The sequence below is a fragment of the Erwinia sp. BNK-24-b genome (assembly GCF_047456155.1).
Lineage (GTDB): Bacteria > Pseudomonadota > Gammaproteobacteria > Enterobacterales > Enterobacteriaceae > Erwinia > Erwinia phyllosphaerae.
In genome coordinates, this window is record NZ_CP179901.1 from 4,749,403 (window position 1) to 4,771,108 (window position 21,706).

At 54.0% G+C, this 21,706-nt stretch carries 23 protein-coding genes; 10 read left to right on the forward strand and 13 right to left on the reverse strand.

Annotated elements, in window-relative coordinates; all coding sequences use genetic code 11:
• Nucleotides 1-2 precede the first annotated feature (2 nt).
• From ACMGGR_RS21815 to envC, 8 genes are all read right to left on the reverse strand, one after another.
• Nucleotides 3-920, reverse strand: coding sequence for a glycosyltransferase family 2 protein (locus ACMGGR_RS21815; protein WP_414147864.1), 918 nt, complete (start codon nt 918-920; stop codon nt 3-5).
• Nucleotides 917-1,903 (reverse strand): lipopolysaccharide heptosyltransferase RfaC, encoded by a 987-nt coding sequence (gene rfaC / locus ACMGGR_RS21820; RefSeq protein ID WP_414147865.1) that lies wholly within the window; start codon nt 1,901-1,903, stop codon nt 917-919. The genes ACMGGR_RS21815 and rfaC overlap by 4 nt, the downstream gene beginning before the upstream one ends.
• Nucleotides 1,891-2,952, reverse strand: a complete 1,062-nt coding sequence (gene rfaF / locus ACMGGR_RS21825) for an ADP-heptose--LPS heptosyltransferase RfaF (protein WP_414147866.1) — start codon at nt 2,950-2,952, stop codon at nt 1,891-1,893. The genes rfaC and rfaF overlap by 13 nt, the downstream gene beginning before the upstream one ends.
• Nucleotides 2,953-2,966: 14 nt before the next feature.
• Nucleotides 2,967-3,896 (reverse strand): ADP-glyceromanno-heptose 6-epimerase, encoded by a 930-nt coding sequence (rfaD, locus tag ACMGGR_RS21830; protein WP_246761611.1) that lies wholly within the window; start codon nt 3,894-3,896, stop codon nt 2,967-2,969.
• A gap of 131 nt (nt 3,897-4,027) precedes the next feature.
• Nucleotides 4,028-4,933 carry a hypothetical protein gene (locus ACMGGR_RS21835; protein WP_414147867.1) on the reverse strand — a complete coding sequence of 302 codons (906 nt, stop codon included), beginning with the start codon at nt 4,931-4,933 and terminating at the stop codon, nt 4,028-4,030.
• Nucleotides 4,926-6,158: a glycosyltransferase gene (locus ACMGGR_RS21840; protein WP_414147868.1), complete on the reverse strand. Its 1,233-nt coding sequence runs from the start codon at nt 6,156-6,158 to the stop codon at nt 4,926-4,928. The genes ACMGGR_RS21835 and ACMGGR_RS21840 overlap by 8 nt, the downstream gene beginning before the upstream one ends.
• Before the next feature lie 42 nt (nt 6,159-6,200).
• Entirely contained in the window at nt 6,201-7,133 is a 933-nt protein-coding gene (locus ACMGGR_RS21845; RefSeq protein WP_246761605.1) for a divergent polysaccharide deacetylase family protein, read from the reverse strand.
• Between the two features lie 3 nt (nt 7,134-7,136).
• Nucleotides 7,137-8,441, reverse strand: a complete 1,305-nt coding sequence (gene envC / locus ACMGGR_RS21850) for a murein hydrolase activator EnvC (protein WP_414147869.1) — start codon at nt 8,439-8,441, stop codon at nt 7,137-7,139.
• Nucleotides 8,442-8,768: 327 nt separating this feature from the next.
• Between envC and ACMGGR_RS21855 the strand changes: the two genes are divergently transcribed.
• Genes ACMGGR_RS21855 through cysE form a run of 5 tightly spaced genes read left to right on the forward strand, consistent with a single transcriptional unit; the run spans nt 8,769 to nt 11,867 of the window.
• Nucleotides 8,769-9,200: a rhodanese-like domain-containing protein gene (locus ACMGGR_RS21855; RefSeq protein WP_246761602.1), complete on the forward strand. Its 432-nt coding sequence runs from the start codon at nt 8,769-8,771 to the stop codon at nt 9,198-9,200.
• A gap of 16 nt (nt 9,201-9,216) precedes the next feature.
• Nucleotides 9,217-9,468 (forward strand): glutaredoxin 3, encoded by a 252-nt coding sequence (gene grxC, locus ACMGGR_RS21860; protein WP_246761601.1) that lies wholly within the window; start codon nt 9,217-9,219, stop codon nt 9,466-9,468.
• A 50-nt stretch (nt 9,469-9,518) separates the two neighbouring features.
• Nucleotides 9,519-9,983, forward strand: a complete 465-nt coding sequence (secB, locus tag ACMGGR_RS21865) for a protein-export chaperone SecB (protein ID WP_246761600.1) — start codon at nt 9,519-9,521, stop codon at nt 9,981-9,983.
• The gene (gpsA, locus tag ACMGGR_RS21870; RefSeq protein ID WP_414147870.1) at nt 9,983-10,993 is read left to right on the forward strand and encodes an NAD(P)H-dependent glycerol-3-phosphate dehydrogenase; all 1,011 of its coding nucleotides are present in this window, start codon (nt 9,983-9,985) and stop codon (nt 10,991-10,993) included. Before secB ends, gpsA begins: the two co-directional genes overlap by 1 nt.
• Nucleotides 10,994-11,045: 52 nt before the next feature.
• Nucleotides 11,046-11,867 carry a serine O-acetyltransferase gene (cysE, locus tag ACMGGR_RS21875; protein ID WP_246761596.1) on the forward strand — a complete coding sequence of 274 codons (822 nt, stop codon included), beginning with the start codon at nt 11,046-11,048 and terminating at the stop codon, nt 11,865-11,867.
• A 27-nt stretch (nt 11,868-11,894) separates the two neighbouring features.
• Here the strand turns inward: cysE and trmL are convergent, their stop codons facing one another.
• The 3 genes from trmL to cpxR all read right to left on the reverse strand — a co-directional run bounded on the left by trmL (nt 11,895) and on the right by cpxR (nt 14,559).
• Complete coding sequence (trmL, locus tag ACMGGR_RS21880) at nt 11,895-12,368, reverse strand: tRNA (uridine(34)/cytosine(34)/5-carboxymethylaminomethyluridine(34)-2'-O)-methyltransferase TrmL (protein WP_414147871.1); 474 nt, start codon at nt 12,366-12,368, stop codon at nt 11,895-11,897.
• Nucleotides 12,369-12,487: 119 nt separating this feature from the next.
• Entirely contained in the window at nt 12,488-13,864 is a 1,377-nt protein-coding gene (gene cpxA, locus ACMGGR_RS21885; protein WP_246761592.1) for an envelope stress sensor histidine kinase CpxA, read from the reverse strand.
• Nucleotides 13,861-14,559, reverse strand: coding sequence for an envelope stress response regulator transcription factor CpxR (gene cpxR / locus ACMGGR_RS21890; RefSeq protein WP_246761591.1), 699 nt, complete (start codon nt 14,557-14,559; stop codon nt 13,861-13,863). Before cpxR ends, cpxA begins: the two co-directional genes overlap by 4 nt.
• Nucleotides 14,560-14,711: 152 nt before the next feature.
• Here cpxR and cpxP point away from each other — a divergent pair, with 152 nt between their 5' ends.
• The 5 genes from cpxP (at nt 14,712) to ACMGGR_RS21915 (ending at nt 19,682) form a co-directional block, all read left to right on the forward strand.
• Nucleotides 14,712-15,218, forward strand: coding sequence for a cell-envelope stress modulator CpxP (gene cpxP, locus ACMGGR_RS21895; RefSeq protein ID WP_246761588.1), 507 nt, complete (start codon nt 14,712-14,714; stop codon nt 15,216-15,218).
• A gap of 118 nt (nt 15,219-15,336) precedes the next feature.
• Nucleotides 15,337-16,233 (forward strand): CDF family cation-efflux transporter FieF, encoded by an 897-nt coding sequence (fieF, locus tag ACMGGR_RS21900; RefSeq protein WP_246761587.1) that lies wholly within the window; start codon nt 15,337-15,339, stop codon nt 16,231-16,233.
• 206 nt (nt 16,234-16,439) lie between these two features.
• A complete protein-coding gene (gene pfkA, locus ACMGGR_RS21905; protein WP_246761585.1) occupies nt 16,440-17,402 on the forward strand; it encodes a 6-phosphofructokinase in 963 nt (320 codons plus the stop codon).
• Nucleotides 17,403-17,548: 146 nt separating this feature from the next.
• Nucleotides 17,549-18,541: a sulfate ABC transporter substrate-binding protein gene (locus ACMGGR_RS21910; protein ID WP_246761584.1), complete on the forward strand. Its 993-nt coding sequence runs from the start codon at nt 17,549-17,551 to the stop codon at nt 18,539-18,541.
• 385 nt (nt 18,542-18,926) lie between these two features.
• Nucleotides 18,927-19,682, forward strand: coding sequence for a CDP-diacylglycerol diphosphatase (locus ACMGGR_RS21915; RefSeq protein ID WP_414147872.1), 756 nt, complete (start codon nt 18,927-18,929; stop codon nt 19,680-19,682).
• 5 nt (nt 19,683-19,687) lie between these two features.
• Here the strand turns inward: ACMGGR_RS21915 and yhjD are convergent, their stop codons facing one another.
• Nucleotides 19,688-20,692, reverse strand: a complete 1,005-nt coding sequence (gene yhjD, locus ACMGGR_RS21920; RefSeq protein ID WP_246761581.1) for an inner membrane protein YhjD — start codon at nt 20,690-20,692, stop codon at nt 19,688-19,690.
• Between the two features lie 56 nt (nt 20,693-20,748).
• Nucleotides 20,749-21,648: a LysR family transcriptional regulator gene (locus ACMGGR_RS21925; RefSeq protein WP_414147873.1), complete on the reverse strand. Its 900-nt coding sequence runs from the start codon at nt 21,646-21,648 to the stop codon at nt 20,749-20,751.
• Nucleotides 21,649-21,706 lie beyond the last annotated feature (58 nt).

The following is a 21,706-nucleotide window of genomic DNA, read 5'->3' on the forward strand; positions in this document are numbered from 1 at the left end:
CTTTACAGGCCCCGCTTGCGGACGGCCAGCATCTTTCGTTTATAACTCAGCCTGATTTTGCCGTTCAGCAAGAACTTGCCGATGCCGACGCGTGCAATACGCGCTTTGACCTGGTTTCCCTGCGTCGTGCCGCGCAGTTCGTTGTGATAACGATTAGCGATATCCAGCCAGTGACAGGTGATCAAATGCTCATAACGTTCTGGCAGCACTTCATCCATATGCTGCGTTGCCGCAATCAGACAGGCAATTTTATGCTCATCAATGGCAGATGATAGGCTTTGGGCATGTTTGCGGTAAAGATAAAACCCTGCTGAAGTAAAAAGCGTTTTTTTACTCTTTATCAGCAGCTGCGGAAACAGCCAGGTATCTTCGTAACAAATAAAATCAGGAAAAGCATGCTGTTGCAGCAGCTCGCGCGAGAAAAACTGGCCGATAAAATGCGCCTGGTAATCCCGGTGGATCAGAAAACGTTCGACGGCACCGTGCGTCGTCAGCGTCTCCGGCTCTGTAGGTTGCCACTCTACCGTTGACGGCGTCTGCCGCACCTCAATGATTTTGCTCAGCAAAATATCCGGCGATGTCTGCCGCAGCGTCTCAAGCCTGTGCTCCAGCGCGCCCGGCAGTAGCGTATCGTCGCCGTCGACCATCAGGATATAGTCGCCGCGAGCAAGCTGGACGGCATGATTACGTACCTTGCCGACGTTACGATACTCTGTACGGCTGCTGCGAAGCTGCGGCAAACGTTCTGCGTAGCTATCGATAACGGTCTGCGTGGCGTCCGTCGAGGCATCGTTAACTACGATAATTTCCGCCTGGTCAGCCGCTGCGCCGAGCGAGGCGAGAATGCTTTCCAGCGTGTCGGCCAGCGAATCGCCACAGTTATGCGCGGCAATCAAAATACTTAACGGCAGCGTTTTCACGAGTTTTCGCCAGCGTGGCTAAGCAGAGGTATCAGCTGAGCCATCACGTCTTCGGCACTGATATCCGCCATGCTGTTGCCCTGAGCGGGCCGCAGCACGAACTGATTCTTGCCGTAGCCGCCAATCAGGCCCGGATCGGTTGGGCCATACAGCGTAATATTAGGGCGATCCAGTGCCGCCGTCAGATGGCTTAAGCCCGTATCGACGGATACCACGGCCGCCGCATTCGCTAAGGTTTGCGCCACCTGTTCCAGCGTGAGCTTCGGCAGTACTTCTACATAATCGAAGCCAGCCGCCAGGCGCTGCGCGCGCTGATGCTCATGCTCGGCTCCCCAGGGAAGCTTAATCTGTAGGCCGCTGTCGCTTAACAGGCCAATAAGCTGACGCCATTGCGCTTCCGGCCAGTGTTTTTCGTCGCGCGTAGTGGCATGCAAAAACACCAGGTAGCGGCCTGCGTCTGGTAAACGTTCAGCGGTAAAATGTTTGGCAATCGCGTAATCACCGGTAGTTTCCGGCAGCGGATAGCCCAGGCTTTTGGCAAACAGCTCGCGAGTTCGCTGTACGGCATGCTGCTGCTTGCTGATTTCATGGCGTTGGTCGTACCACCAGCTGGCAAACGGCTCGCGCGCGCTACGACTATCCTGGCCATGTTTAACACCTTTAGCGATACGAGTGACCAGCGCGGCGCTTTTAATCAGGCCCTGCGCGTCAATCACTACGTCGTACTGACGCGACTGTACTTCGCGCTTGAAGAGAAAACGCTCTTCACGCACCTGGCTGCCAAACCAGTGCTTGCGCCAGCGACGAATAGCCACGGGGATCACGCGATCGACGGCCGGATGCCAGGCAGGAATCTGCGCAAAACCTTCTTCCACTACCCAGTCAAAACGAATGCCGGGAATAGCCTGCATCGCGTCGGTTAAAGCAGGCAGCGTATGCAGAACGTCGCCCATTGAGGACGTTTTTACAATCAGGACGTGCATGCGTTCTCCTGATTTTTTTCCAGCAGCGTGGCCAGCTCTTGCAGCACGCGCTCCGGTTTTATATCGATCAGGCTTTGATGATAGCCTTCTTCGGCATCGCCTTTGCGCACCTTGTGATAGCCGCTGATTAGCCTGATTACGCATGCTTTATGCGACAGCGGTGGCGTGAAGTCCGGGCTGCTTGGCCCATAAAGCGCTACCAGAGGGCGGTCCAGCGCGGCGGCGATATGCATCAGGCCAGAATCGTTGCTGATCACGGCACGACAGTGCGCCAGCAGACAGACAGCCTGTTCCAGCTGGGTTTCACCTGCCAGATTACGGCAGTATTGCCGGGAGTTTTCCTGCAGGCTTTGCAGGATCTGCTCGCCGGTTTCTTTGTCTTTAGCCGAGCCAAACAGCGCGATCTGGTAGCCTTTATCGATCAGCTTCTGCGCCAGTTCCGCGTAGTGATAGTGCGGCCAGCGCTTGGCTGGACCAAACTCTGCGCCGGGACAAAAGCCGATGGCGGGTCTTTCTGCGGTCAGCCCAAAAGCGGCCGCCGTTTCCTGTTTTTCCTGCTCGCTGACCATCAGTTTTGGCCACAGCAGCGGCTGCGGCAGGTCGCTGGCTTTGGCAATCCGGCCTTTGTCGTAAGCCAGCGCCACGTAGCGTTCAACCATCAAAGGGAAGGCCGCTTTATCCAGTACTCTAACGTCGTTCAGCAAGCCGTAGCGCATCTCGCCGCGCCAGCCGATACGCGTTTTGATATCGGCGAAAAAGGGCACCAGCGCGGATTTAAAGGAGTTGGGCAGAACGTAAGCGCGGTCGTAACCTTTGCCGCGCAGCGCTTTACCCAGCCGTCGACGCTCGCCAATTTCCAGCGCGCCGTGGCCCAGCGGCATCGCCAGCGCCTCGTTGACTTCAGGCATTCGCGACAGCAGAGGACGGCACCACGCGGGTGCCATGACGTCGATTGTGGCTTCAGGCCAGGTATGTTTCAGCGTGCGATAAAGACTTTGCGACATCATCATATCGCCGACCCAGGAAGGCCCGATCACCAGAATTTTCATTGCCGGATGTCCCGTTAGTTGCGGTTCAGCCAGGCCATATACTCCGCCACGCCTTCCGCCACGGTTTTAAATGGCTTGTCGTAACCCGCCGCGCGCAGCTTCGTCTGATCGGCCAGGGTATAAGCCTGATAGCGTCCTTTCAGCTTTTCCGGGAAAGGAATATATTCAATTTCGCCTTTCTGGTGGAAATTCAGCGCGGCGTCGGCCACTTCCTGGAAAGATTCCGCGCGACCGGTGCCGCAGTTGAAAATGCCGGAAACGTTGTTTTCCCAGAACCACAGATTGACGGCGGCCACGTCTTCCACATAGATGAAGTCGCGCTTAAAGTTATCGCTGCCTTCAAACAGCTTTGGATTTTCGCCGTTGTTCAGCTGGGTATTCAAGTGGAAAGCGACGCTTGCCATGCTGCCTTTATGGCCTTCACGCGGGCCATAAACGTTGAAATAGCGGAAGCCGCAGATCTGCGACTGCGCTTCTGGCAGGATCTCGCGCACATAGTGGTCGAACAGCATTTTTGAATAGCCGTAGACGTTCAGCGGCTGCTCATACTGACGCTCTTCAATAAAGTTTTCGTTGCGACCGCCGTAAGTGGCCGCCGAAGAGGCGTACAGGAACGGGATTTGACGTTCCAGACAGTAGTGCAGCAGCTCTTTAGAGTACTGATAGTTATTATCCATCATGTACTTGCCGTCCCACTCGGTGGTGGACGAGCAGGCGCCTTCGTGGAATACCGCTTCCACCTCGCCAAAATCTTCATCGGCCAGGATGGCGATCAGGAAATCTTCTTTATCCATATAATCGGCAATATTCAGATCCGCCAGATTGGCGAATTTGGTGCCGTCTTTCAGATTGTCGACCACCAGAATATCGGTGTGGCCTTTGTCATTCAGCGCTTTGATAATGTTGCTACCGATAAATCCCGCGCCGCCAGTGACGATAATCATGAGTTTTAACCTTTAAAGAATGTGGGTGAAACGAAACGTTCACGCGCTAATGCCTGACATCATAACATCTCATCCCGCCTCAGACAGCCGGATGACTCCGTAAGAGAAGGTAAATTCCGGCGGCGAGAAGGCTACTTCAGCTTTTCCGCATCGGTCAGATAGCGCACCTTACGAGTATAATCCTGTCCTTTGAACGTCAGCAGCGCGTCGGGCGACTGTAGATATTTCTGCCATTCATCCAGCGGAAAACCGCCGTGTGCGCCGACCACTTCTTTAGGGATCGCCGCCGTCGTTCCGCCGATTTTTTTAGAGACCGGCCAGTTCATCCAGTCGCCCAGATTAACTGTTTTGAGATCCAGCATATCTAACAGCGCGGCCAGCGGGAGCTGATCGGTCGGCGGCTGTGAATCGTCCATCAGTTCCCAGGTATCCTGAAACAGGGTCAGCCACAGTGGGCAAATACGTTTCCAGGTCTGCCGCGTTGCGGCCAGAAAAGCGCCGTTAACGTGATCGACAATAAACGGGCGAACGCTGTGACGGTAATAGGCGGGCCGATTTTTTTCTGGTGCGTTCATCAGTTTGGCAATCATTTTGCCCTGACGGAAACTGGAATAAATGTGGCCGTCCAGCATGTTGATTTCCGGCATCTTAAGCAGATTCAAATCGGAATCGATCATCAAAATCCCTTCCGTTCGCGCCTGTAAAGGAGCCTGAAGCTTAATCAACCGGCTGCGGTAGATCTGCTTATAACGGTAGTTTTCTTCCCGAAAAGGGACGTCCAGCGTAACGACGCGCGTTTTCTCAGGTAGTTCGCCAAACTGTGCAGCTGGCTGGTCGGTAACGATAACAATCTCTTGCGCCGCTGGCGCAAAACGGGAAGCGAACAGCGCGCTCAGCTTAGCTTCTTCTACAAAATCCGCGCCGGTGCAGGGGATGACCACGGAGGTCACGGGGATTTTTCCCTGCACGTCCTGCTGGTAAGCAACATTGTGGCGTGCGCGAACGTGGCGGAACCGAGGATTTAAAAATTCAAACATGCGATGAGTTTCCATAAGCCGCATTTTCTAAAATAGTTTCTACACCAGAGACATAGTGCTCGATAGCATAGTGTTCTTTCACGTGCTGATTTGCCTGCTGCACCAGCTGCTGACGTTTTTGCGCATCCTGCCACAGCGTTTGCATGTGGCCAGCCAGAGCCTGAGTATCACCATAGTCAAACAGCAGACCGGTTTTATTGTGTTCGATTAGCTCTGCCGTTCCGGTCACCTTCGAACCCACCACTGCCGTATTTAGCAGCATGGCTTCCAGCACGACGCGGGGCAGACCTTCGCTCTTTGATGCCAGAATAAAGACATCAAAAGTAGCCAGATATTCCAGGGCATTGCTGCGAAAGCCGGTAAAAATCACGCGTTCTGCAATACCTGCCTGTCTGGCCTGTCGTTCCAGCGCCTCTCGCTGCTGGCCTTCGCCCAGAATGACCATTCGCCAGTTCGCCTGCGGAAAAGCAGCGGCGAATGTTGCCAGCGCCTGCAAGGTATGGTGATTAGATTTGCGGGCAATCAGCGAGCCGATGCTGCCAAAAACGAAGGTGTCGTCCTGAATGTTCAGCAGTTCTTTGCGCATCGCAGCACGCTCAGGTAAAGGCTGATAGATATCGATAGCGTTGAACACGGTAAAGCACTTTTCTGCTTTAACGCCGTGCTTCAGCAAAACATCACGCACTCCGTTGGAAACGGCGATGACGGCATCGGCACGCTGGTTGACCATTGCCACCAGTTCCTTATCCAGCACGGGTTCGATACGGCAGTGCTGGACCACGCTGACGGCAAGCCCGCTGGCGGCCAGATAGCCTTCTGCATTACTGCCCGGCTGGTTGTTCATATACAGCATGTCGCTCTGCTGCTGTGCAAGCAGCTGGCGAATTTTGCGGGCGTTTGGCTGAATGCGCCAGAGCTTGTCGACAAACCGGGCCGCCTTTAACCGCAGGCCGCGATGGAAAAAAACCAGCGAGCGCAGCAGTTCTTTGACTATTTTTGCCCAGCCAGGCTGGCGGCGCTGGGGAATGAACACGATCGGAATCGACAGCGCTGCCAGCACCTGCTCAATGGAATCGCCGCTGCCGCGACGATAGTTATGATAGAAACAGCAGTGAACGGCGAAGCGATTGCGATCGATGCGCTTCAGCAGCTCAAGCATGCTGTTGGTGCCGCCACCCCATTCGTTGCCGGTATCCAGCAACAGGATTTTTTTACGCTGCGTCATGCTGCCTGCAGATCCTTGTGACCGCCGCTGTAAGAGGCGAAATTAGTCTTTCCCCAGCTCAATTTTCAGGCCAGAGAAATAGGTATGGATATAGCGTACGCCAGCGCTGTCGGCAATGCTTTCCGTTATGGCGTTTATTGCCCGGCTCGCAGGAACAAACTCAGGCTTGCCCGGACAGGTTTTTACGCCTTTAAACGGATTACGCGGCGGCGTCGGTTTGGTTACTGACGGCAGCGGTTGATGGCCTTCGTGCTGCGGCTCGTTCAACAGCTGGCTCGGTCTGACCAGAGTGATATCGGCGGGCAGCGTCGGCAGCATCTGTTGCAGTACCTTCACCGTAGTAGGGTGAGGATGGCCGATAGCGATAGCTGAACCGTCACGCTGAGCCAGCTGGACCGCGCGCTGGAACTGTTTGCGGATATCAGCTTCGTTTTGCGTATCGTCCAGGAAAACGCGCCGCTTGATGACTTTAACGCTGGTGCCGACTGCTGCGCGAGTCGACTGGCTACCGGCAATGGTCATACTGTCGAGAAAGTAAAAATTATAGTGATTCAGGACCTGCATGACTTTCTGCATGCCCGGCAGGCTGGAGGTCATCGCGCTGCCCATGTGGTTATTCAAACCAACGGCATAGGGCACTTTTGCCACGGCTTCCCGAATAATCCGTTCAACCTCTGCGCTGGACATATCCGGACGCAGCGTATTTTTTTCCAGCGGTTGTTTACTCAGCGGCGCCATCGGCAGGTGGATCAGCACTTCATGGCCGTCCTGATGCGCTTTTGTGGCCATTTCCCGCGCGTGGGTCGCGTCTGGCAATACCGCAACGGAGATCTGCGGCGACATCTGTAGCACCTGGTTTTCCTGAGCCGGACGGTAGCCAAAATCGTCAATAACGATAGCGAGCTTGCCCGCGTGTGCTGAACAGGCTATCAGCAAGCCCGTCAGCGCCGCGCTGATTTTATGAAAAGATGACAAAAGTTATTTTCCCAACCACGGAAGTGGATTAACGGCCTGTCCCTGGCGGCGGATTTCAAAGTAAAGCGACGGTGTGCCCCGACCGCCGCTGGTACCGACCAGCGCCACAGGCTGGCCCGCTTTGACCTGAGCGCCCACGCTGACCAGCGCGCTCTGGTTATAACCGTACAGGCTCATATCGCCTTTACCGTGTTCGATTACCACTACCAGGCCATAGCCCTGTAGCCAGTCCGCCATCAGGACTCGGCCATCGGCGACGGCTTTTACTTCGCGACCTTCCGGTGCGTTAATCACCAGCCCTTTCCAGCGCAGCTCGCCCTGCAGCTGTTCGCCGAAACGGTGCTCAATTGAACCGTGAACGGGCCACAGCAGCTGGCCTGCCGGTCGTCCAAGACCGCCGGTACGGGCCATCAGCGAGCGTTCGCCTTCGGTAGGTTTATAGGTAGTGCCTTTACTCTTCGCCTGCGCTTCGCGTTGACGTACGCGTTCGGCATCTCTGGCTTCTTTTTCTGCTCTGGCACGCGCTTCCCGCTCTGCTTTGGCGATTTTATCGCGCAGGCGGCTTTCGTTCTCACGCATCTCCTGCAGCTGCGCCTGGTCTTTCTCGAGCGAGGATTCCAGCGTGGTCAGCGTTTGTTTACGGGCAACGCGAGCGCTTTCCAGCTTTTGCTGCTGCGCCTGTTGCTGGGTAAGCATGGCTTTTTGCCTGGCCTGCTTATCCACCAGCGAAGCCTTTTGCGAGGTGAGGTCGCTGCGGGTCTTTTTCAGCTCGTCTATAGAGTGCTGACGGGCGGTATTAAGATAGCCAAAATAGGCCAGAATACGCTCGCTGCGCTGGCTCTCTTCGCTGCTGAGAATAAGCTGCAGGCCGTTGTGCTGACCCTGGCGGAAGGCGGCATCGAGCTGTTCAGCAAGGATTTTTTCCTGCTTCGCCTGCTGGATTTGTAGCTTGCTGATGGAGGCGGTAAGCGCCGCAATCTCACCGTTTAACGAGGTGAGGGCCTGCTGGGTTTCCCGCAGCTGACGGCTGGCCTGAGCAATGATTTTTTCCTGGCTCTGCAGCTGGTCGAGCAGCTTACCGCGCTGCTGCTTCTGCTGCTGAACGCTTTTTTCCTTGGCCGCAATATCCTGTTGCAGGCTGGACAGCGCAGACTTGTTATCGTCCGCGTGGCTTACCGCAGGCAGCAGTAAAAGACCAGCGCAAAACAGGCTGGCAGACAGGGTGAACATGCCCAATCGTGACGGAGTGGCCGGGGCTAATCCGTTAGCGGGGGTTCGGAAATATGAAACTGTCGCTTTTTCCCTCATAGGAGGAGGATTATTCCACGATGAACAGCGGCTTACCAGCGTCCATAGCGGCTTTTGCGTTTCTATCAGTGTCAAAAAGAGGAGAGAAGACAAAGAAAAGTCCTAAGAGAAAACAAAATACTGCTGGTGGCCTGTATAAGAAAACAGCGCTTGAGATTAACGCAATCCTGGCCCGAGCAGACTATTTTGTCCTGACGCAATTTTTTTGGGAAATCTGCCGCAGAAAACGCAACTCTGACCGCATCACGGCTGTACATGAAACGCCTGGCAGGTATACTCAGAAGCCTTGTTTTCGCTTATTAACCCTTTCGGGAGTTGTTACCCCTCATGCAAGATATTATGCAGTTCGCAGGCAACCATACCATTCTCAGTCTGGCATGGGTCGTCCTGCTGGTTTTAGTGATCGTGACCACCGTTAAAGGCATGTTCTCCAAAGTAAAAACGATTAGCCGCGGCGAGGCGACCCGTTTGATCAATAAAGAAGAAGCCGTAGTGGTCGACGTGCGTGGGCGCGATGACTTCCGTAAAGGCCATATTTCTAACGCGATTAACGTGCTGGCTGCCGATATCAAAAAAGGGAGCTTTAGCGAACTGGAAAAATATAAGGCGCAGCCGGTTATCGTGGTGTGTGCTAACGGCGTTTCTGCCGCAGAACCTGCTGCCCAGCTAACCGCAGCCGGCTTTGAACAGGTTTTCATTTTAAAAGATGGTGTATCAGGCTGGAGCGGTGAAAACCTTCCGCTGGTGCGCGGCAAATAATTTCTGGAGGTAAGGTATGGCGAACGTTGAGATCTACACCAAAGCAACCTGTCCTTTTTGCCATCGGGCGAAAGCGCTGCTGAGTCAAAAAGGGGTGAACTATCAGGAAATCGCTATCGACGGCGATGCTGAGAAGCGCGAAGAAATGATCAAACGCAGCGGCCGTACCACCGTTCCGCAAATTTTTATTGATGCACAGCACGTTGGCGGCTGTGACGACCTTTACGCCCTTGATGGCCGCCAGGGCCTCGACCCGCTGTTAAAATAAAACGGGCAAGTGGCGCAATAACGGATTATTAACCCATAGGATTACGTAACATGTCAGAACAAAACAATACCGAGATGTCTTTCCAGATCCAGCGTATCTACACGAAAGATGTCTCTTTTGAAGCGCCAAACGCACCCCAGGTTTTCCAGAAAGAGTGGGAACCAGAAGTGAAGCTGGATCTGGATACGGCATCCTCTCAGCTGGCAGACGATGTGTATGAAGTCGTCCTGCGCGTAACCGTGACCGCGACCGTTGGTGAAGAAACCGCGTTCCTGTGTGAAGTGCAGCAGGCGGGTATCTTCTCCGTGGCCGGTATCGACGGTAACCAGATGGCGCATTGCCTGGGCGCATACTGCCCGAACATTCTGTTCCCTTATGCACGCGAATGCATTACCAGCCTGGTTTCCCGTGGTACTTTCCCGCAGCTTAACCTGGCGCCAGTAAACTTTGACGCGCTGTTTATGAACTACCTCCAGCAGTCAAGCGAAGGCGCCGCACCGCAACAGGATGCCTGATGCCTGCTTCAATGAGCGTTATCGGTGCCGGCTCGTACGGCACCGCTTTAGCTATCACGCTGGCCCGAAACGGTCACGACGTGGTGATGTGGGGCCATAACCCACAGCATCTGGCGCAGCTCCAGGCTGACCGCTGCAATGCGGCTTTCCTGCCCGATGTCCCCTTTCCTGATTCACTGAGCCTTGAAAGCTCGCTGGCTAAGGCCATTGCCGCCAGCCGCGATCTGCTGGTCGTGGTTCCCAGCCACGTATTCGGCGACGTTTTACAGCAGATTAAACCGCATCTGCGTGCGGATTCCCGGATTGTCTGGGCAACAAAAGGCCTGGAAAAAGAAACGGGAAGGCTGTTGCAGGACGTGGCTCGCGAGATTCTGGGCGACAAATTGCCACTGGCGACTATTTCCGGACCGACGTTTGCTAAAGAGCTGGCGGCGGGCATGCCGACGGCGATTGCCCTGGCTGCAACGAATGCCGAATTTGCCGATGATATTCAGCAACTGCTGCACTGCGGCAAAAGCTTCCGCGTTTATAGCAACTCCGACTTTATCGGCGTGCAGCTTGGCGGCGCGGTAAAAAACGTTATTGCTATCGGTGCCGGTATTTCAGACGGGATTGGTTTTGGCGCGAATGCCAGAACGGCGCTCATCACCCGTGGACTGACGGAAATGACGCGTCTGGGCGTGGCGCTGGGAGCCGACCCCACTACCTTTATGGGAATGGCAGGCTTGGGCGATCTGGTGCTGACCTGTACCGATAACCAGTCGCGCAACCGTCGCTTTGGCATGATGCTGGGGCAGGGCGTCGATGTAGAAACCGCGCAAAAGACCATTGGTCAGGTAGTGGAAGGATTCCGAAATACCAAAGAAGTCAGGGCGCTGGCCGCGCGCTGCGGCGTAGAGATGCCGATAACCGAGCAAATTTATCAGGTATTGTATTGCCAAAAAAACGCGCGGGAGGCAGCATTAAGCCTGCTCGGGCGCGCAAGGAAAGACGAAAACAGCACCAGCTGAGACAGGGAAGCACCGCGCTGTAGCATTCTTTTATGTGATGGGGAGTAAAGTAATGCCGTGTGTAGATCCTGAACTGGTCTGGGATTATATCAAAGAGGAAGCGCGTGCGCTGGCGGAGTGCGAACCGATGCTGGCCAGTTTTTATCATGCCACGCTATTGAAGCATGACGATCTGGGCAGCGCGCTGAGCTATATGCTGGCCAACAAGCTGGCGAATCCCATTATGCCTGCCATCGCCATCCGCGAAATTGTTCAGGAAGCCTACAAGCAGGATGCGAGCATGATCCAGTCCGCCGCCTGTGATATCCAGGCCGTGCGCCAGCGCGATCCGGCCATTGATAAATATTCCACGCCGCTGCTCTACCTGAAAGGTTTTCACGCCTTACAGGCTTACCGTATCGGGCACTGGCTATGGAAGGAAGGCCGCCGCGCGCTGGCCGTTTATCTGCAAAACGAGGTCTCTGTCTCTTTTGCCGTCGATATTCATCCGGCAGCGACAATTGGCCGCGGCATTATGCTTGACCATGCTACGGGCATCGTGGTGGGCGAAACGGCGGTTATTGAAGATGACGTCTCTATTTTGCAGTCGGTAACGCTGGGCGGTACGGGGAAAACCAGCGGCGATCGCCATCCTAAAATTCGTGAAGGCGTAATGATCGGCGCGGGCGCAAAGGTCCTGGGCAATATCGAAGTAGGGCGCGGCGCGAAAATTGGCGCGGGTTCCGTGGTGCTGCAGCCCGTCCCGCCGCACACTACCGCTGCGGGCGTGCCGGCGCGCATCGTTGGTAAACCCAGCAGCGATAAACCCTCAATGGAAATGGATCAGCATTTTAACGGTATGGTGCCGGGCTTTGAGTTTGGCGACGGTATCTGACTGTCTCGCAGGCCAGCATCACGCCTGTCACTTCTTAAGCAGTGCGCCCGCATAGTCGAGCTGGCGCCACGCTTCATAAACCACCACGGAAACGGCATTTGACAGGTTCATGCTGCGGCTGTCCGGCTGCATAGGGATGCGAATTTTCTGCTGCGGCGGTAGCGCATCCAGAATCGTTGCCGGTAATCCACGGGTTTCAGGTCCAAACAGCAAATAATCGCCAGGCTGATAACTTACCGCGCTATGTGCTGGCGTCCCTTTCGTTGTTAAGGCGAAAAGACGCTGCGGCGCTTCTACGCTCAGGAAAGCGGCATAGTCGGCGTGACGCTGAATAGCAGTAAATTCATGGTAATCCAGCCCGGCGCGGCGTAAACGCTTGTCGTCCCACGTAAAGCCCAGTGGTTCAATCAAATGCAGGCGGAAGCCGGTATTGGCGCACAGGCGAATGATATTGCCGGTGTTTGGGGGAATTTCAGGTTCAAAAAGTACGATATTCAGCATCGGCTGCGGCCCTCGGTCAGAAGGGCCGCAGCATAGCAAATTATTCGCAATGGATCAGGTATGTTGCCGACATGCGGAGCAGTGGGCAGATAAACGGCTTTCCGTCTGCCCCTGGCGAACTAGTTATTGCTGGTATAAAGCGGTAGCCAGAGCGTCAGCCGCAGGCCACCTAACGGACTATCATCCGCCTTTACCCAGCCGCGATGCTGCTGAATGGCCGTTTCTACAATAGCCAGCCCCAGACCGGTACCACCGGATTCACGATCGCGCGCTTCATCGGTTCGGTAAAATGGCCGGAAAATTTGCTCACGATCTTCAGCGCTAACGCCCGGGCCATCATCATCCACATGGATAGTAATGCCCTGTTTATCTACGGAAAAGCTCACCATGATTTTAGTATGTGAGTAGCGTAGCGCGTTACGAACAATATTTTCCAGGGCGCTATCCAGCGCGCTCGGGTTGCCGTAAAGCGGCCACGGACCCGGTGGATAAGGGACTTCCAGCGTTTTCCCCATTTGTTCTGCTTCAAACCGGGCATCATCCAGTACGCCAGACCACAAATGATTTGCCTTCATCGCCTCGCTGACCAGCGCGTTTTTATGCTGGGTGCGCGAAAGCACCAGCAGATCGTTGATCATGCCGTCCAGCCTTTGCGCTTCCATCTCGATACGCTGAAGTTCCTTGCCTTCACCATGCCGCCGCCGCATTAGCGCGGTAGCCAGCTGTAAGCGCGTTAGCGGCGTACGGAGTTCATGTGAGATATCGGACAGCAGGCGCTGCTGCGCGGTCATCATCCGCTCCAGCGCGCTGACCATCTGATTGAAGCTTGAGCCTGCGGCAAGGAATTCTTGCGGCCCCGCTTCCAGCTCCGGTCGCTGTCGAAGATTGCCAGCCGCGACATCATCGGCAGCATGCTTGAGTTTGCGCGCCGGTTTCGCCAGGCTCCACGCCAGCCACAGCAGCAGCGGCGAGCTAATCAACATCGTCACTATCAGCAGCAGTAGCGGACGATCGAACAGCAGATTGATAAAGTCGAGCTGCGAGCTGCCGGCAGGTCTGATCAGATAGAGCTGGTAGCTGTCTTCACCGTCACGCACGGAAAAGGGCCCAATCATTTCGATCCGGCCATACTTCTTTTTCTGCGGGTGATCGGCGTTGTCCGACTGGCCAATAAAGTTGCGAATGACCTGCATTTCGCTGTGTTGCGCGCCGATAACGCGTCCTTCGCTGGTAACCAGCAGCAGGCGTTGTCCCGGCGGCGCCCACTTATCGATGGCGCGGAACAGCCTGCGCCACCACATTAAATCGTTGGGCGGATCCTGCATCAGTTCCGCTTCCACGTGCTGTTCAATCATGGTGCCCTGCCGCTGCTCATTATCGAGCAGCGGCGTCATCTGACGGGTATCAAGTTTGGGAACCATCAGCACCAGCATCAACACCAGCGCCAGCGTAAGCCAAAAAATAGCGAAGATGCGGGTAGTCAAACTGGAAATCATGTAGCGGAAACCATCAGATAGCCCCGGCCACGCAGCGTTTTAAACCAGGGATGCCCATCCTTGCGATCCGGCAATTTACGGCGCAGGTTGGAAATATGCATATCGATAGCGCGGTCGAACGGCGTTAAGCGTTTGCCCAGAACTTCCTGGCTCAAATGCTCGCGAGAAACAACCTGGCCCAGATGCTGCGCCAGCAGGTAGAGCAGCGTAAATTCAGTCCCCGTTAAATCCAGCGCGATATCGTCAAAGCTGGCTTCCTGACGGCCCGGATTAAGACGCAAATGGTCCACTTCCAGGGTAGGAGAGCTGCTGTCGTGCTGCTGTTGCTGCTCGCTCCAGTTAGAACGGCGCAAAATAGCGCGTATGCGAGCCACCAGCTCACGGTCATTAAAAGGCTTAGGCAGATAATCGTCAGCGCCCAGCTCAAGCCCCAGTACGCGATCCAGCTCGCTTCCGCGCGCTGTCAGCATAATCACCGGCGTCTGATGCTGCTGACGCAGCTCTTTTAACGTGTCGATACCGTTCTTTTTCGGCATCATAACGTCCAGAAGCAAAAGATCGACAGAGCTGTCCAACACGGCCAGCGCCTGTTCACCGTCGCCAGCAACCAGAACATCAAAGCCTTCCATTTCAAGCAATTCTTTCAATAGCGAAGTCAGTTCGCGATCGTCGTCAACCAACAGGATTTTATTCATTTTTTATCGCCCTCCACAGGCAAAATACCGTGAACGAATGCCCGTAATCCATGACTTTACGTAGTTTTACACCCCCTGACGCATGTTTGCAGCTGCCTCCGTAGACTGGTTTCTGTTGAATCAAAAGATGGAAACCAACCTGGGAGTAAACGATGCGCAAAGTTACCGCCGTCGTTGTGGTTCCGGCACTGATCTTAAGCTTTTCTACCGCCAGAGCCGCCGATGTGACGACTGACGAGATGCATCAAAGCGGGACGGTGCCAGGCAGTATGGCGCAAATTCTGCAAGGTCAGATGTTTGACGGCATCAATCTTACGGAACAGCAACGCCAGCAGATGCGGGATCTGATGCAGCAGACTCGTCATGAAGGTTCGCCCATAAGTATTAGCGATTTAGAGCAGCTGCACACCATGATTATTGCAGATAAATTCGATGCAGCGGGCTATAAAACGCGGGTTGATAAAATTGCTCAGGCTGAAGTGGTAAGACAGGTCGAAATGGCGCAGGTGCGCAACCAGATGTATCACCTGCTAACGCCGGCCCAGCAGACAGTCCTGAACCAGAAATACCAGCAGCGCATGAATGAAATGCGCAGGCTGACTGAAACGCAGCAGGCTTCGTCGCTGCAGGCAGTAAGCAACACCGGCAGTCACCAGTAACAGAATATCCCTTTTTTCCTTGCCATAGACACCATCCCTGTCTTCCCCCTCATGATGAGGGGGCTTTTTTTATCAGAAATTCGGTATACTTAACGCTCTGCCCTGAACGGAGTTTGGTATGGCACAGCATTATGCCCGTCTGGTTAGCTCCGCCGCGCTGGCGGCAACAATTCTGGCTTCACTGCTACTGATAGTGAAAATATTTGCCTGGTGGTATACCGGCTCGGTGAGCCTGCTGGCGGCACTGGTGGATTCACTGGTGGATATCGCCGCTTCTATGACCAATCTCTTTGTCGTACGTTATTCCCTGCAACCCGCTGATGACGAACATACTTTCGGGCATGGCAAAGCCGAATCCCTGGCCGCCCTGGCGCAAAGCATGTTTATTTCAGGTTCCGCACTTTTTCTTTTTCTGACCGGTTTGCAACATCTGACCACACCTGCTGAAATGCGAGCGCCGCTGGTTGGGATTGTAGTGACGCTGATCGCACTTTTTTCAACGCTGCTTCTGGTCGCTTTTCAGCGCTGGGTGGTGCGGAAAACGCATAGCCTGGCGATTCGCGCCGATATGCTGCACTATCAGTCCGACGTTGTGATGAACGGCGCCATTCTGGTCGCGTTAGGACTGAGCTGGTACGGGTTTAAACGTGCGGATGCACTGTTTGCCTTAGGCATCGGCGTCTGGATACTCTACAGCGCATTACGCATGGGCTACGAAGCGGTACAGCTGCTGCTGGACAGGGCATTGCCGGAAGCGGAAAAACAGGGAATCGTAAAAATAGTAACAAACTGGCCAGGCGTTGAAGGCGTGCACGATATTCGTACCCGCCAGTCCGGGCCGACACGCTTTATTCAGCTGCATCTTGAGTTAAAAGACCAGCTCACGCTGTTCCAGGCCCATCGGATTGCGGAAGATGTGGAAAGGGCGTTACTGAAAGCTTTTCCTGGTTCTGATATTACTATCCACCAGGATCCCTGTTCAGTCGTGCCGGAAAAGCCGCTGGATGGGTTATGATCGCCTTATATTTAAAAGAGTTAACTGGAAATCGCCCTGAAGAGTTATTTTGCGTCGAAAAAATAGCAGAATGATCTCTGACCTGAATCAATTCAGCTACAGGGCTTTGATATACTATTGCCAACATTAGCCATAGATCGCTCGCGTACGCCGCTCCCCACGGCGTTCAGACTTTAAAATTTGCATCAACAAGTTCAGAGGTTGTCATGATCAAAAAAATCGGTGTACTGACAAGCGGCGGTGACGCGCCTGGCATGAATGCAGCTATTCGGGGTGTCGTTCGTGCGGCGCTGAGCGAAAATCTTGAAGTTTTTGGCATTTACGATGGTTACCTGGGATTGTATGAAGATCGCATGGCGACGCTGGATCGCTATAGCGTTTCCGACATGATTAACCGCGGCGGCACCTTTCTGGGCTCAGCGCGTTTTCCTGAATTCCGCGAAGAGTCTACGCGCGCCGTAGCCATTGAGAACATGAAAAAGCGCGGTATTGATGCGCTGGTGGTCATTGGCGGTGACGGCTCCTATATGGGTGCCAAACGCCTGACGGAAATGGGCTTTCCCTGCATCGGCCTGCCGGGCACCATTGATAACGACGTAGCCGGTACGGATTACACTATTGGTTATTTCACCGCGCTGGAAACGGTTGTCGAAGCGATTGACCGTTTACGCGACACCTCTTCCTCACATCAGCGTATTTCTATCGTTGAGGTTATGGGCCGTTACTGCGGCGATCTGACGCTGGCTGCGGCCATTGCTGGTGGCTGTGAGTTTATCGTACTGCCGGAGATCCCTTTTACTCGCGAAGAGCTGGTAGAAGAGATTAAAGCAGGGATCGCAAAAGGCAAGAAGCATGCGATTGTGGCCATTACCGAACATATCTGCGATATCGACGAGCTGGCAAAATATATCGAATCCGAAACCAAACGCGAAACGCGCTCGACGGTGCTGGGACATATTCAGCGTGGCGGCGCGCCGGTCGCTTACGATCGTATCCTTGCCTCGCGTATGGGAGCCTACTCAATTGAGCTGCTGCTGCAAGGCTACGGCGGCCGCTGCGTAGGTATCCAGAACGAGAAGATGGTTCACCATGACATTATTGACGCCATTGAAAACATGAAGCGTCCGTTTAAAGGTGACTGGCTGGATACGGCTAAAAGACTGTACTAGAAAGAATCCCACATCCCGAGGCGCTGATTAACAGCGCCTCCCTTCTGATATTCCATTCGGTTATTAAACCTGTTTTTTAATTCTTTAAGTCGTGAATCACTTTGTGTCACGCTCTCAGCCAGTTAAAAACTTTGGGAGCGCGCATAATGAAAAAGTGGAGTGTCGGATTGACCTTATTGCTGGCTTCGACCAGTGTTCTGGCGAAAGATATCCAGCTGTTGAACGTCTCGTACGATCCAACTCGTGAACTGTACGAACAGTACAACAAAGCATTCAGCGCGCACTATAAGCAGGAAACCGGCGACAACGTGGTCATTCGCCAGTCGCACGGTGGTTCCGGCAAACAGGCTACCTCTGTAATTAACGGTATTCGTGCCGATGTCGTCACGCTGGCGTTGGCTTCCGACGTGGATGCTATTGCCGATCGTGGACGTATCGATAAAAACTGGATCAAGCGCCTGCCTGATAACTCTGCGCCTTACACCTCCACCATCGTTTTCCTCGTGCGCAAAGGCAATCCAAAGCAAATTCACGACTGGCAGGATCTGACGAAGCCGGGCGTTTCCGTGATTACGCCAAATCCGAAAACCTCGGGCGGCGCGCGCTGGAATTACCTGGCAGCATGGGGCTGGGCGCTGGATAAAAATAATGGCGACACGGCAAAAGCGCAGGCCTATATCAAAGCGTTATTTAAAAACGTAGAGGTACAGGACTCCGGCGCACGCGGTGCAACCAATACCTTCGTAGAGCGCGGTATTGGCGATGTACTGATTGCCTGGGAAAATGAGGCTTACCTGGCCGTTAATAAGCTGGGAAAAGATCAGTTTGAAATCGTTACGCCGAGCGAATCAATCCTTGCGGAACCTACTGTTTCAGTAGTGGATAAAGTCGTGGATTCTCGCGATACGCGCAAAGTGGCCGAAGATTATCTGAAGTATCTCTACTCGCCGGAAGGCCAGGAGATTGCCGCGCAAAACTACTATCGCCCACGCGATCCGGCAGTAGCGAAGAAATATGCGAAAACTTTTGCGCCAGTGAAATTGTTTACCATCGACGATCCTAAATTCGGCGGCTGGACTAAAGCACAAAAAACGCACTTTGCGGATGGCGGGACTTACGACCAGGCTATGCAGCGCTAAGGTATTCTGTTTGCCACGTCAGCAGAGCCCAAAAAAGTACCTCAGGGTACGAAAGGTTTGACCTGCCGTGGCAACGTTTATTGAAAAAGCGCTGGCACGGTTGGCCCGAGCTTTTTGCTACGAGGCAAAAAGCGGCATTTATAGCAGTCTGAAGCGCTTCATCCAGAGCTTATCGTGAATTTACACGTTAAGTTGCCCGCTATCTGAAAGCCGATCGCTCGATCGGCTTTTTGCTTTTCCCTCTTATTTCGACTTTACTTCTTGCGCTATCCCGCTGAATAAAAGTATCTAATTGCGAATAGTCACTCAGGTTTATTATTTAGCATGACCTTTAGCAATGATTCGTTTACATTATGCACAGTAAATAGAGCAGAGGTTTTCTATCATGCAGGGACGAAAGCTTGTCCTGATTGTGGTTATTGCGGCCGTCGTCGCGGCCACCGGTTTGACGGCGCTGGAACATAAAAATAATGCCAATGCTTTATGGAATATCGTTAGCCAGCAATGTATTCCCAATCAGCAGCAAAATAATGATGCTACGCCGTGTCGGCTGGTGGATTTACACAATGGCTATGTAGTAATGAAAGACCGGGAAGGCCCGCTGCAATTCCTGCTGCTGCCGGTAAAGAAAATTACCGGCATTGAAAGTCCACAACTGCTGAATCCTTTTACGCCTAACTTTTTTGCCGAAGCCTGGCGCGCCCGACACTATATGGAAGAGCGACGCGGCTCGCCTGTTGCCGACAGCGCGGTGGCGCTGAGTATTAACTCGCAGCGCGACAGAACGCAAAATCAGCTGCATATCCATATTTCATGTTTGCGCCCGGATATTCGCCACCAGCTGGACAGCCTGAACGCGTCACTGAACGCCAGCTGGCAGTCGGTACAGCTGGGGAAACACCTTTACCAGCTCCGCACCGTGACCAGAGACGAACTGAAAAAAACCAGCCCGTTTATTCGGGTAGCAAACGAATTGCCGGGCGCGCGTGAGGAGATGGGGAAATATGGCATAGCGGTTGCGGCTATGCCGGATGGACGTCGCGTGCTGATGGTGATTAAACGTAATCTGCTGATGCTTAACCGGGGCTCGGCGGAAGAGCTGCAGGATCACAGCTGCGCTATCTTGCAGCCGTCATCCTGATTTTTTCAGACCGGGGCCTCAGGCGCTGGCTCTTCCGGGTCATCGGCATATTTTGCGGTGGCGATCCAGGCGGCGCAGAACAGCGTCAGGCGGGCAAAGAAATAGAAGAAAGCCATCAGGCCCAGCACCGAACCAAACGCCGCGCCGGAAGGCGACGAGGCCAGTTTCGGCAGCGTCATCGTCATAATCGCTTTAATCACTTCAAAGCCGATAGCGGCCAGCAACGTACCGCGAAACAGCGCTTTTTTACGCGGCTTATGGCGCGGTAACCGCCAGAAAATCCACAAAAATAGCAGATAATTAGCCAGGATAGAGATCGACAGCGCGATGGTGGTCATCGCCGGACGCAGCCACTCAATTCCGTCCAGGCCCAGCGCCCGTACGATGGCATCCTGAGCCGCACCGGCTACGGAAGTCAGCGTAATGGTGATAAACAGTGCCAGCACCAGGCCAATGAGCGAGATAAAATCGCGCGTGTATTTAAAGTAAATCTTCTCTTTATCCTGCTGGTTACGCTCCCAGACATCGCGCGACTGGGCGCGAACGGCTTCACGCAGGTTACCCATCCAGCTAATGCCGGAATAGAGCGCAACCAGCAAACCGGTAATCCCTACCGTGGTGCGCTGCTGAACCGCTGTTTTAACAGTGTTTTGCAGCGTGGTCGCCAGCGTAGGGTCGCTAATGCTGTTCACCATTTTATCAATCAGGCCGGTCAGTAAATCCTGGTTAGAGGCCAGCACGAAACCGATACCGGCAAAGGTCACCATCAAAATGGGGATCAGCGACAGAAAAGAAAAGTAGGTAATCGCTGCGCCAAACTGGCTGCCCATCCGATCGTTAAAGCGTTCGCCCGCACGGATAAAGTGCGCTACTGCCGGAATAGCCTGAAACCAGCTCGCCAGTCGGGAGACGCGCGTAATCGACTTATCGACGGTTTTATTGCCGGTTTTGATATTAATCAGCGGGCTGGCCTCTTTTTTTTGAGGACGTTCAGTCGTTTTTTCCTTCATGAATCCTTCTTTATATCCTTCAATAACATGGCGTAAAACAAATTATAGTCGCGCGATCAGACCACGTAATGTTTCATTGCCTGACTAAGCCAGTCCATAAAGACCTGTACCCGTCGCGTCAGGTTACGGCGGTGTGGATAAATCAATGAAACCGGCATCGGTTCCGCCCGGAAATGCGGCAGGATCTCGACCAGCTTTTTTTCCTTCAACGCCTTGCGGGCGCCGCGTTCAGGCACCTGGATAATGCCCAGGCCGGCCAGACAGGCGGCACGATAGGTCTCCGTGCTGTTGACCGTGACCGTGCCGCCAGTCTTAATATATCGGCAGATCTTTCCGTCAAAAAATTCAAAGCCCGGAGGCTGTACGCCAATCTGCTGGCTGTAATGCACCATCGCATGCGAGGCGAGGTCATCCAGCGTCGTGGGCGTGCCGAAACGCGTCAGATAATCCGGGCTGGCGCAGTTAATGATCGTTAGCTTTCCCAATGGCCTGGCAATCAGTCCAGAATTTTCCAGCGTGCCCACCCGCACCACGCAGTCAAACCCTTCGCGCACAACATCCACTCGCCGATCGCTGCTGCTCAGCTCCAGCTCAATACCGGGATAATTTTGCATAAAATTGGGCAGCAGCGGCAAAACATAATCACAAGCCATGCTGACCGGCATATCCACACGTAGCCGGCCGCTTAACGTCGCAGGGTCGTGCTGAAACAGGGAATCCATTTCGTCCAGCGTCGCCAGCACGTCGCGACAGCGCTCATAATAAACCTGGCCATCCTGGGTAAGCTGGACGCGACGCGTAGTACGATGCAGCAAACGAACGCCCATCATATTTTCCAGTGATTGTAACTGACGTGACAAACTGCCTTTTGGCAGCCCCATACTCTCCGCAGCACGGGTAAAGCTCTGAAGTTCAGCTACTCTGACAAAAACCTGCATTGCTTGAATTTTATCCATTGGAGCGCTCATTGTTGTTGGAATTGAAACAGTGAAGCGTATTCAGGGATATTTATAG

What these genes read in the sequence shown, in the direction of transcription:
- rfaF (WP_414147866.1), bottom strand. Translation starts at nt 2,952, where the DNA reads ATGAAAATTCTGGTGATCGGGCCTTCCTGGGTCGGCGATATGATGATG.
- cpxP (WP_246761588.1), top strand. Translation starts at nt 14,712, where the DNA reads ATGCGCAAAGTTACCGCCGTCGTTGTGGTTCCGGCACTGATCTTAAGC.
- cpxA (WP_246761592.1), bottom strand. Translation starts at nt 13,864, where the DNA reads ATGATTTCCAGTTTGACTACCCGCATCTTCGCTATTTTTTGGCTTACG.
- ACMGGR_RS21910 (WP_246761584.1), top strand. Translation starts at nt 17,549, where the DNA reads ATGAAAAAGTGGAGTGTCGGATTGACCTTATTGCTGGCTTCGACCAGT.
- ACMGGR_RS21840 (WP_414147868.1), bottom strand. Translation starts at nt 6,158, where the DNA reads ATGACGCAGCGTAAAAAAATCCTGTTGCTGGATACCGGCAACGAATGG.
- ACMGGR_RS21925 (WP_414147873.1), bottom strand. Translation starts at nt 21,648, where the DNA reads ATGGATAAAATTCAAGCAATGCAGGTTTTTGTCAGAGTAGCTGAACTT.
- pfkA (WP_246761585.1), top strand. Translation starts at nt 16,440, where the DNA reads ATGATCAAAAAAATCGGTGTACTGACAAGCGGCGGTGACGCGCCTGGC.
- cpxR (WP_246761591.1), bottom strand. Translation starts at nt 14,559, where the DNA reads ATGAATAAAATCCTGTTGGTTGACGACGATCGCGAACTGACTTCGCTA.
- ACMGGR_RS21835 (WP_414147867.1), bottom strand. Translation starts at nt 4,933, where the DNA reads ATGTTTGAATTTTTAAATCCTCGGTTCCGCCACGTTCGCGCACGCCAC.
- gpsA (WP_414147870.1), top strand. Translation starts at nt 9,983, where the DNA reads ATGCCTGCTTCAATGAGCGTTATCGGTGCCGGCTCGTACGGCACCGCT.
- rfaD (WP_246761611.1), bottom strand. Translation starts at nt 3,896, where the DNA reads ATGATTATCGTCACTGGCGGCGCGGGATTTATCGGTAGCAACATTATC.
- envC (WP_414147869.1), bottom strand. Translation starts at nt 8,441, where the DNA reads ATGAGGGAAAAAGCGACAGTTTCATATTTCCGAACCCCCGCTAACGGA.
- ACMGGR_RS21915 (WP_414147872.1), top strand. Translation starts at nt 18,927, where the DNA reads ATGCAGGGACGAAAGCTTGTCCTGATTGTGGTTATTGCGGCCGTCGTC.
- secB (WP_246761600.1), top strand. Translation starts at nt 9,519, where the DNA reads ATGTCAGAACAAAACAATACCGAGATGTCTTTCCAGATCCAGCGTATC.
- grxC (WP_246761601.1), top strand. Translation starts at nt 9,217, where the DNA reads ATGGCGAACGTTGAGATCTACACCAAAGCAACCTGTCCTTTTTGCCAT.
- rfaC (WP_414147865.1), bottom strand. Translation starts at nt 1,903, where the DNA reads ATGCACGTCCTGATTGTAAAAACGTCCTCAATGGGCGACGTTCTGCAT.
- ACMGGR_RS21855 (WP_246761602.1), top strand. Translation starts at nt 8,769, where the DNA reads ATGCAAGATATTATGCAGTTCGCAGGCAACCATACCATTCTCAGTCTG.
- trmL (WP_414147871.1), bottom strand. Translation starts at nt 12,368, where the DNA reads ATGCTGAATATCGTACTTTTTGAACCTGAAATTCCCCCAAACACCGGC.
- cysE (WP_246761596.1), top strand. Translation starts at nt 11,046, where the DNA reads ATGCCGTGTGTAGATCCTGAACTGGTCTGGGATTATATCAAAGAGGAA.
- fieF (WP_246761587.1), top strand. Translation starts at nt 15,337, where the DNA reads ATGGCACAGCATTATGCCCGTCTGGTTAGCTCCGCCGCGCTGGCGGCA.
- yhjD (WP_246761581.1), bottom strand. Translation starts at nt 20,692, where the DNA reads ATGAAGGAAAAAACGACTGAACGTCCTCAAAAAAAAGAGGCCAGCCCG.